The sequence below is a fragment of the Streptomyces sp. NPDC059524 genome (genome assembly GCF_042749255.1).
Classification (GTDB): Bacteria; Actinomycetota; Actinomycetes; order Streptomycetales; family Streptomycetaceae; genus Streptomyces; species Streptomyces xanthii.
Genome location: NZ_JBHYTK010000237.1, coordinates 1 through 8,927, shown reverse-complemented (window position 1 = coordinate 8,927; position 8,927 = coordinate 1). Strand labels below are relative to the sequence as shown.

At 74.3% G+C, this 8,927-nt stretch carries 6 protein-coding genes; all 6 read right to left on the bottom strand.

Going from position 1 to position 8,927, the window contains the following annotated elements; all coding sequences use genetic code 11:
* Positions 1–197: 197 nt before the first annotated feature.
* The 6 genes from ACFW9D_RS36640 to ACFW9D_RS36615 all read right to left on the bottom strand — a co-directional run bounded on the left by ACFW9D_RS36640 (position 198) and on the right by ACFW9D_RS36615 (position 8,776).
* Entirely contained in the window at positions 198–1,127 is a 930-nt protein-coding gene (locus ACFW9D_RS36640) for an LD-carboxypeptidase (protein ID WP_384629602.1), read from the bottom strand.
* Entirely contained in the window at positions 1,124–3,226 is a 2,103-nt protein-coding gene (locus ACFW9D_RS36635; protein WP_384629605.1) for a prolyl oligopeptidase family serine peptidase, read from the bottom strand. The genes ACFW9D_RS36640 and ACFW9D_RS36635 overlap by 4 nt, the downstream gene beginning before the upstream one ends.
* Before the next feature lie 92 nt (positions 3,227–3,318).
* Entirely contained in the window at positions 3,319–4,668 is a 1,350-nt protein-coding gene (locus ACFW9D_RS36630; RefSeq protein WP_188336036.1) for a M20/M25/M40 family metallo-hydrolase, read from the bottom strand.
* On the bottom strand, positions 4,661–5,494 hold the full coding sequence (locus ACFW9D_RS36625; protein WP_188336037.1) for a M55 family metallopeptidase: 834 nt from the start codon (positions 5,492–5,494) through the stop codon (positions 4,661–4,663). Before ACFW9D_RS36625 ends, ACFW9D_RS36630 begins: the two co-directional genes overlap by 8 nt.
* A gap of 124 nt (positions 5,495–5,618) precedes the next feature.
* Positions 5,619–6,344: a class I SAM-dependent methyltransferase gene (locus ACFW9D_RS36620; RefSeq protein ID WP_384629598.1), complete on the bottom strand. Its 726-nt coding sequence runs from the start codon at positions 6,342–6,344 to the stop codon at positions 5,619–5,621.
* Between the two features lie 101 nt (positions 6,345–6,445).
* A complete protein-coding gene (locus ACFW9D_RS36615; RefSeq protein WP_384629595.1) occupies positions 6,446–8,776 on the bottom strand; it encodes a SpoIIE family protein phosphatase in 2,331 nt (776 codons plus the stop codon).
* Between the last annotated feature and the right edge of the window lie 151 nt (positions 8,777–8,927).

Below are 8,927 nucleotides of genomic sequence, written 5' to 3'. Positions count from 1 at the left end.
CGCGCGGGGGAGCGGCTACTCACCCCCCCCCGCCCCAACTAAACCACACCCCGTGGGGTCATATTCCCCCGGGCGCCCCCCCCCCGTTGAGATGCCGCCCGAAGGGTGTGCATCTCGGGGGCGCGGGGAACTGCGCGACCAGCCCCCACCAGCCCGCAGCCGCGCGGCAAGCTCCCCCGGCAGACGCCCAGGCGGGCTCAGCGCAGCGCAGGCTCGGCCAGAGTCAGCGTGCCGGACTCGGCGTCGAGAACGGCCCGCACCCCCAGGGGGACGGTCAGCGATCCGGCCCCGTGCCCGAACCCGAAGTCGTCCACCACGGGCACCCCGCCCCCGCCCAACCGGTCCACCAGAAGCCCCCGCACGGGCTCGCACTCCGCCCAGGACCCGAGAACGAACCCCGCGGCCCCGTCGAACCACCCCGCCCGCGCCAACTGCGTCAGATACCGGTCGATCCGGTACGTCTCCTCCCCCACGTCCTCCAGACACACCAGCCCGCCCCGCGCGGAGGCCCGCACCGCCGGCGCCCCCAGCTCCGCGGCGAGCAGGCTCAGGCACCCTCCGAGGAGCAGCCCCTCCGCGACCCCGGGCACGAGGACCCGGTGATCCCCCGACGCGGCGATCGTCCGCACCGACTCCGGTTCGAACAGCGTGGCCCACAGATGCTTCTGCGCCCGGTCGTCCGTGGGGAAGTTCGCCGCCGCGACCATCGGCCCGTGCAGCGTCGACACCCCGAGCCGGACCGCGAACGCCTCGTGCAGCGCCGTGATGTCGCTGAACCCGAGGAACACCTTCGGCCGGGCCGCCCGCATCGCCTCCCAGTCGAGCAGCTCGACCATGCGCTGCGCCCCGTAGCCGCCGCGCGCGCAGAACACGGCGTCGACGCCCGGGTCGCACCAGGCCGCCTGGAGGTCGGCGGCGCGGCCCGCGTCGGAGCCGGCCAGGTAGTCGAACTCCGGGTGGGAGTCGAGGACATGGGCGCCGACGACCGGCTCCAGGCCCCAGCCGCGCAGGACGTCGAGGCCCGCCGCGAGCCGCTCCTCGGGCACGGGCCCGCTCGGCGCGACGACGGCGACCCGGGCCCCTGGGGCGAGCCTCGCGGGCCGGACCAGGGACTCCGGCGACGTCACTTGTTCAGCTCCAGGGTCGGGATCCCGGTCGGGTGCAGGCCGAACACCTGCGCGTACAGGGAGAGTTCGGCCTCCAGCGCACGTCGCATCGTGTCCGCCCTGCGGAACCCGTGGCCCTCGCCCTCGAAGGCGATGTAGGCGTGCGGGACGCGCCGCCCCTCGCTCTCGACCCGCGCGAGGAAGCGCTCGCACTGGGCGGGCGGGCAGATCACGTCGTCGAGCCCCTGGAGCAGCAGGAACGGGACGGTGATCCGCTCGGGGTGCTCGGCCGGGGAGCGCTCGGCGTAGCGGGCGCGGACCTCGGCGAGCGGTCCGACGAGCGACTCCAGGTACCGGGACTCGAAGTCGTGGGTCTCGCCCTCGGCCCAGCTCGTGAGGTCCAGGATCGGGTAGATGACGGTGCCGCACGCGTACACGTCCGTGCTCGTCAGGGACGCCGCGCTGGTCCAGCCTCCGGCGCTGCCGCCGCGGATGGCGAGCCGGTCCCGGTCGGCGGTGCCCTCGTCGGCGAGCGCGAGGGCGACGGCGGCGCAGTCCTCCACGTCGACGACGCCCCACTGTTCGCGCAGCCGCTCGCGGTACTCCCGGCCGTAGCCGGTCGAGCCGCCGTAGTTGACCTCGGCGACGCCGATGCCGCGCGAGGTGAAGTAGGCGATCTCCAGGTCGAGGACGAGCGGGGCGTGCCCGGTGGGGCCGCCGTGCGCCCACACGACGTACGGCGGGAGTTCGTCGTCGGGGGCCGCGTGGGCGGGGCTGTGCGGCGGGTAGATGTGCGCGTGGACGTCCCGGCCGTCGGGTCCGGCGAAGGTGCGGATCTGCGGCTCGGGGTAGTACGCGGGGTCGACCGGGTCGTCGTGCGCGGCGCCGATGACGCGGGCCCGCCCGGTGCAGGTGTCGAGCTCGACGACCTCGGCGGCGGTGCGCGGGCTGGCGGCGACGCCGACGACGCGGGTGCCGTGCGCGGCGAGGGTCGAGCCCCACGCGGTCCAGGGGCCCGCCGTGTCGACGACCTCGCCGGTCTCCGGGTCGAGGATGCCGAGCGCGGTGGAGCCGACGCCGTGCACGACGGCGATCAGTCCACCGGGCAGCGGTGTGAACCAGTTGAGGCCGATCTTCCACAGCGGCCCGCCGAACTCCTCCTCGCGCGGACACAGCGGCCGGGCGGCGGCGAGCGTCGGGGTGGCGAGGGCCCCTTCGGGGGTGGTCGGTACGGACAGGGCGGGCGCCGGGCGCAGATCGGCGCCGCGCGGGGCGGCGCCGGACGGGGCCGGGGCCTGCCATCCGGAGCGCACGTCGAGCCGGTACAGGTTCCACCAGCCGTCGGCGTCGCCGGAGTACAGGAGTGCGCCGTCGGCGGTCCAGTCGGCCTGGCAGACGGATTCCTCCGGGCCGCCGGCGACGACCTGGGCGGGGCCGAAGGTGCCGTCCTCGCGGACCTCGGCGAGCAGCAGCTCGGTGCCGTCCCAGGGCATGCGCGGGTGGTCCCAGGCGATCCACGCGGCGCGGCGGCCGTCCGGGGAGAGCCGGGCGCCGGTGACGAACCGGTGGGAGCCGTTCGTCAGTTCACGCACCGCGCCGCGGTCATCGGCGGCCGAACCGTCGAGCGGGACGGCGGCGACGACGCGGCGCACGTCGCCGGGACCCTCGCCGGTGTACTCCTCCAGGACGCACCACACCTCCCCGCGCTCGGGGTGGAACACGGGGTCGGCCCAGCGCAGGCCGCCGCCGACCGCGGACACCGGGGTGAGCGGGCGCGGCTCGGCGCCCGGCGCGTCGGGCTCGTAGGCGTAGAGGCGCTGGTCGGGGAAGTGCACGAAGACGACGAGGGGGCCTTCGGGGCGGTCGGTGCCGGCCCAGGGGACGCCGCCGTACTCGATGACGCGGCTGCGCACGTTCCACGGCGCGGGCAGCACCGAGTGCTCCGTGCCGTCGGGCCGGCGGCGCACCAGGGCGCGGCGCCCGCCCTCGGCCGGCCGCGGCTCGGTCCACCACGCCTCGTCGCCGACGTAGCCCACGTACTCCGGCCGGCCGTCGTGCGCGGCCGCCAGCGCGGCGTCGATCGGCGACGGCCACGATCCGTACGACTGGATCTCCACCATCTCGTCCCCGCCCCCCATGTGTCCTGAGGCCTCCATGTCCTTCGCGTCCGCCATCTTCGCCCAGTCCGTTCGCTTCTGTCTGCCTCGCGCGCTCAGGCCGTGCGCAGGAACCGGTCGAGGACGCGCACCCCGAAGTGCAGCGCCTCGACCGGAACCCGCTCGTCCACTCCGTGGAACAGGGCCTGGTAGTCGAATCCCTCGGGCAGCTTGAGCGGCGCGAAGCCGTAGCCCGTGATGCCGAGGCGGGAGAACTGCTTGGCGTCGGTGCCGCCCGACATGCAGTACGGGACCACGTGTCCCTCGGGGGCGAACTCCTCGACGGCGGCCCGCATCTTCGCGAAGGCGGGCGCGTCGACCGGCGCCTGGAGCGCGACCTCGCGGTGGTGGTACTCCCAGTCGACGTCGGGCCCGGTCAGCGCGTCGAGCGTGGCCTCGAACTCGTCCTCGGTGCCCGGCAGATACCGCCCGTCCACGTGCGCGGTGGCCTCGCCCGGGATCACGTTGATCTTGTAACCGGCGGACAGCATCGTCGGGTTGCTGCTGTTGCGGACGGTCGGCGCGACGAGGTCGGCGGCCGGGCCGAGCCGGGCGAGCAGCGCGTCGACGTCGAAGTCCGGCGCGTCGACGTCGGTGTCGATCCCGTGGACCCGGGCCATCTCGGCGAGGGCGGCGCGGACGGTGGGGGTGAGCCGGACCGGCCACCGGTGGTCGCCGATCCGGGCGACGGCGGCGGCGAGCCTGCTCACCGCGTTGGCCGGATTCACCTTGGAGCCGTGGCCCGCCTTGCCGCGCGCGGTGAGCTTCAGCCAGCCGGTGCCGCGCTCGCCCGCCGCGATCGGGTAGAGCTGCCGGCCCGCGCCGTCGTGGAAGGTGAAGGCGCCGGACTCGCTGATGCCCTCGGTGCAGCCCTCGAACAACCCGGCGTGCTCGTCGGCGAGGAATCCGGAGCCGTCCTCCGCGCTGGCCTCCTCGTCGGCGGTGAAGGCGATGACGATGTCGCGCCGGGGCCGGAAGCCGACCCGCGCCCAGTTCCGCACGGTCGCGAGGATCATCGCGTCCATGTTCTTCATGTCGACGGCGCCGCGGCCCCAGACGACGCCGTCGCGCACCTCGCCGGAGAAGGGGTGCACGCTCCAGTCGGCGGCCTCGGCCGGGACGACGTCGAGGTGACCGTGGACCAGGAGCGCGTCGGCGCCCGGGTCGGTTCCCTCGATGCGGGCGACGACGTTGCCGCGCCCCGGGGTGCGCTCCAGGATCGTGGGTTCGAGTCCCGCCTCGGACAGGAGCGCGGCCGCGTACTCGGCGGCGGGTCGCTCCTTGCAGTCGCCGCCTCCGCGGTTCGTGGTGTCGATGCGGATGAGGTCGGACGTGAACGTGACGACCTCGTCCAGCGCCTGCTCGTCGACGGCGCCCGCGGGGGCGTCGGTGGGCTGCTCAGCCATACTGCTCCTCCACCGCGGCCGAGGCGATCGTGGTGACCGCCTTGAAGGTGCGGATGCCCTCGTACATGGTCTCGTGCGTGTAGGCGATGCGGCGCTCGCCGGTGCGCTCCACACCGGGCACGACGGTCGACGCCATGGCGAGGTGCTCGGCGTCGAACTCGACCTCGACGGTGAACGGCCCGGCCTGCACCGGCTCGTGCCGCACGGCGATCGACGCGGCGTCCTTGGCGGCGGCCCGGATGTCGGCGGCGGTGCGGGCCGGGGTGCGGCACACGGCCGCGTACCGGGAGACGTGGTCCTTGACCGCGACCTTGCGGGCCTCCGGCGCGTACCCGAGCGCGTCGTCGCACGCGTGGTCGTCGCCGGTGACCAGGACGACGGGGACCCCGTACTCGGCGACCACATGCGCGTTGAGCAGGCCCTCGCTCGCGCGCACGTCGTTGACCCAGACGCCCGTGATCTGGTTCGCCAGGTACGTGTGGGCGAGGACGCCCTCCATTCCGGCGCCCGCGTGGTAGCCGATGAACGCGATGCCGTCGACGTCCCCGTGCTGGACGCCCTCCACCATGGACAGCGACTTGTGCCGTCCGGTGAGCATCTCGACGCGCTCGTCGAGGCGCTCGAGGAGCAGATTGCGCATGCTCCAGTGCGCTTCGTTGATCAGCACCTCGTCGGCGCCGCCGTCGAAGAAGCCGAGCGCCGCCGCGTTCACGTCCGAGGTGAACATCGCGCGGCAGCGCTCCCACTGCGGGGTGCCCGGGAGCACGTCGGCGGGCCAGGTGACACCCGTGGCGCCCTCCATGTCGGCGCTGATGAGGATCTTCATGGCCAGCACCGTACGCGGATCGGGCCGCCGCTCACCAGGCCTGTGGACAACCCCCAGTGGTGTAGTCCAATGTCCCACCCGGAAGGCCCAGTTCGCGCACGTCACAGCCCTGCGAACGAAAGGCTCAGGCGCGCCGCCCCACCACCAGCCAGGTCGACGGCAGCTCCAGCCACGCGCCGTCCGCGGCCCGCTCGGTCGTGGTCAGCGGCAGTTCACCGGAGGCGAGGACGTCCAGGCCCGCGGCGGCCACGTACTCGGGCACCGCCGCGTCGGACACCTCGCCGGGCGCGATGCCGTGCGCGAAGACGGGGGCCAGCTTCGGCGGCGGGCCCGACGGGGACTGCGCGAGCCCCTGCAGGATCGGCCGGGCCCGCTCGGACAGCTCGACGACGAAGCCGCGGCCCCGCTCTCCGACGAGCGCCCCGACCGCGTCGACGAGCCGCTGCCGGTCGGCGGGGTCGCTCTGGTGCAGGACGCCCCGCATGTAGACGTTCACGTCGCCGAGTTCGGCGTGCAACATGCCCACCTGGTCGTTGTCGGTGCCGTCGATGCGCCGGTACTCGGCCTGCTCGGCGCGGTCGGCGGCGCGGGCCCGGTCGACGGCGGCGGCGGAGAGGTCGACGCCGACGACCTTGCGGTAGCGGTCGGCGAGGAAGCGGGTCTGGGTGCCGTTGCCGCAGCCGAGGTCGACGACGGGGAGCCCGGGAGCCGCCAATCGCGGTTCGAACAGGGCGACATGGAGGGCCGCGGTGAGCGCCGGCTCGGCGTCCCAGAAGACACCGCCCGGCTCGTCGGGCGCGTTCTCCCAGAAGCTCTCCCACGCATCCTTGTAGCGCTCGGTCACGCTCATGGGCCCTCCCGGTGGTACGCACAGCGCCGTCGGTCGACGTGTCCGATCGGTCTACCGTGCCCCGCGCCGTCCCACAAGCGGGCGTCCGCCGGGCGCCCGGGTCAGCGTGTTGTCAGCTCGAACCAGACGGTCTTGCCGGTCGCGGTACGGCTCGTGCCCCACTCACGGGCGAGACGGGCCACGACCCGCAGGCCGCGCCCGAACTCGGCGCCCGGCCCGGCGTTGAGCAGCGTCGGCAGGGTGTGCTCGGTGTCCTCCACCTCGCACAGCAGCGTGCCGGACCGGATCAGGCGCAACTGCACCGGGCCGCCCCGCGCGTGCCGCACCGCGTTGGTCACGAGCTCGCTCACCATCAGCTCGGCGGCGTACTCGGCGCCGGACAGCCCCCATGCGGCGAGCCGCTCCCGGACCAGGGCGCGCGCCCGCGCCACCTGGGCGGGCTCGGCGGGCAGCTCCCAGTGCGCCACGTCCGCGCCCTCGATGCCGGCCATGCGGACCATGAGGAGGGCGACGTCGTCCTTGCGTCCGCCGCGGCGGGCGAGGGAGCGGATGATGGTGTCGCAGGCGTCGTCCATGGAGGCCGCCGGGTGCGCGGCGGACTCGCACAGCGTCGCGAGCCCCACGCCGATGTCCTCCCCGCGCACCTCGACCAGTCCGTCGGTGCACATCACGAGGCGGTCGCCGGGCGCGACGGGCACGGTCACCGACTCGAACGGGACGCCGCCCACACCGATCGGCGCGCCCGTCGGCAGTTCGAGCAGTTCACTGCGGCCGTCCTCCGCACGCACGACGACGGGCGGGATGTGGCCGGCGTTGGCGAGGTGCAGCTCGCCCGCGATCGGATCGTAGACGGCGTAGAGGCAGGTCGCGAGGTAGCTGTCGCCGAGGCGGTGCGCCAGGTCGTCGAGGTTGCGCAGGAGCTGGGCGGGCGGCAGGTCGAGGGCGGCCATCGTCTGGACGGCGGTGCGCAACTGGCCCATCATCGCCGCCGAGTTGAGCCCGTGCCCCATCACGTCGCCGACCACGAGCGCGGTCCTGGCCCCCGGCAGTTTCACGGCGTCGAACCAGTCGCCGCCGACCCGCCCGAGCAGCGTGCCCGGCAGGTACCGGGTGGCGATGTCGCAGCCCGGCAGGCGCGGTGCGATGCGCGGCAGCATGCTGTCCTGCAGGGTCTCGGCCACCGACTCCTGGTACGTGTACATGCGGGCGTTGTCGAGCACGAGCCCGGCGCGCGCGGCGAGTTCGGCGCCGGTGACGCGGTCCATGTCGTTGAAGACCGGCCGCTCCCGGTGGCGCAGCAGGATCATGAACCCGAGGACCACGTTGCGCGCCTTGAGCGGGACGACGAGCATCGAGCGGTGCGTGATCAGCGGCCGGATGTCCCGCTTCTCGAACTGGCTCGCGATCGCGTTGCCCATCTCCTCGGAGATGTACGGGACGAGGACCGGGTCCCCGCTGGTCATGCACTGGAAGAACGGGGTGTGCACGGGGAACGGCATGGACTCGCCGACCGGCACCACGTCGTCCCAGCGCCCCGGCTCGTCGGTGTGCTCGAGCGCGACGCGGTGCCACAGCGTCGTCGCGTCGGGCGGCCCCTCGGGGAAGCCCTCGCCGGCCACGACCTGCTCGCGCAGATAGGTGCCGGCCACGTCCGTGAAGCGGGGTACGACGGCGCGGCTGACCTCGACGACCGTGCGCGACAGGTCGAGGGACGAACCGATGGCCCCGCTCACCTCGTTGAGGAATTCGAGCCGCTCGCGCACGGCCACGTACTCGAGGTCCTCGGCGTCGTCGAGGGGGCTGCGCGGGGAGGGCAGTCCGGCCGCGGCGGCACGGGCCGCCTCGGCGCGCCGCTCCCTGCGCTCGGTGCGGCGCGAGACTCCCCAGTCGGCGGTCACGGGTACGCGGTCGTGGTGGCTGTACTCCAGGACGGGATAGCCCAGTTCGAGCACCTGGGCGACGATCCGGGCGCTCTCCCCGACGCTCATGCTCGGCAGGATCTCCGGCAGCGCGCGGGCCAGTCGCTCGGCGCCGGGGAAATCGGTGTGCCGCGCGAATCCCGGGGCGACCTGCTCGCTCACCGGGCCGGCGCCGCCTTCCGCTCCGGCCGCGTCCGCGGCGAGCACGAGTGTGCGCTCCGGACCCGGTCCCGCCAGGGGGTACGCCCACCAGAGCACGTCGATCCGGCCCGGGTGCCCCGCGCCCGTGTCCAGCCGGGCCCGCCCGCAGGTCGGGTACGCGGCGCGTCCGTCCTGCGGCAGGGCGCCGCTCACGGGCAGCAGATCGGTGGCGGGACGGCCGACGGCGTCCTCGCGGGCGGGGCCGAACAGGCGGCGGGCGCCGGTGCTCCAGTGGGTGACGTCGCCGGTGCGGTCGATGACGACGACGGCGAGCGGAACGTGGCCCTGCGGGGCTTGACCCGTTCCGTTCATCGCCGCGCTCCTTCTGTCCGGGTCGCCCTTCTTCAACGGTACGGGGACGACGCGGGCCCCGGGGCCCGGACAGGGATATTCGTCGACTGCGGGCCGGTGGGGCTTCTCGCGCAGTTCCCCGCGCCCCTGAGATGCGCACTTCGTGCGGCAT